At 55.2% G+C, this 1104-nt stretch carries 1 protein-coding gene; it reads right to left on the bottom strand.

The window, feature by feature from the left end:
• Positions 1 to 1104, bottom strand: a 1104-nt coding sequence (locus ACTRXD_RS00055; RefSeq protein WP_442429846.1) for a PKD domain-containing protein, incomplete at both ends; no start/stop codon positions are given.

Consider the following 1104-nt stretch of genomic DNA (forward strand, 5'->3'; position numbering starts at 1 on the left):
ACCGTCACTTGAACGGTCGCGGGGGTGGGGTCGGGCAATCCCAGGGCATCCGTTACCGTATAGGTCACCGTAAACACCCCGGCGTTCGGGAAGGTCACCGCCCCCGGGTCCTTCACCGTGGCATTAGGAATCCCAGAGCCGGCTCCAAAGGTCCACCGATGAGTAAGGGGTAGGTTGGGTTCAGGATCAGTGCCCGTGCCAGTAAAGGTGACGGTCTGGCCCACCTGAATGGTCTGTGCCCCACTAGGGGTAATGACCCCATTCGGAGCTTGGTTAACCGGTCCTCCTCCGGCGCCGGACTCCATTAGCCGGATTGCACTGCCATACTTCCCGGTGTATTGGCTGGCAATGTTTCCATCAAAGCTAATGGTAAGCACGACCTTTCCATCGCTGCCTGGCTCAATATTACTAAATCGCGCGACGTATCCCTTGTCATTGTCAGCCGGTAGACGAGTCGAGGTATCTGACGGCCCGGAGAAGATCACCCCGCCGACTTCACTGGGATTATCGCTTGCGACCGAACTAGTATTGATAAATGCGTCATGACCAGAAAGAGTCACGAGTGAGGCTCGATCCCAACCATAAGAATCTCGATGAGCAAAGAAGGACAAATCGTAGGACTTACTCGGATTGAGCCCATTAAAGGTCAACAAGAGCGAGTTGGCAGCTTGATTGACGTAGGAGATAACGCCAAGAGTACTGACTTTTCCATTAAAAATGGTGAAGGCGTCTCCCACGGTAGGGTTTGCACCCTGAGTGGCTTGGCCACTACCGATAAATTCTCCGCCCGTCACAGTCAGGGTTACACCGGTATTGAGACCGGTGGTGAAATCTTTAAGTATGCCGCTGCTGGGTAAGCCTGAGTTTCCTATGGGAGAGGTAATCTTTGTAATATTCGTTTCGAGCTGCCCAGTGCCCCAGGCGAGGTCATTATAGGCGGTAAAACCTGTTCCTTGTGTCTGGACCGTCACTTGAACGGTCGCGGGGGTGGGGTCGGGCAATCCCAGGGCATCCGTTACCGTATAGGTCACCGTAAACACCCCGGCGTTCGGGAAGGTCACCGCCCCCGGGTCCTTCACCGTGGCATTAGGAATCCCAGAGCCG

Source organism: Nitrospira sp. T9 (assembly GCF_052156535.1).
Classification (GTDB): Bacteria; Nitrospirota; Nitrospiria; order Nitrospirales; family UBA8639; genus Nitrospira_E.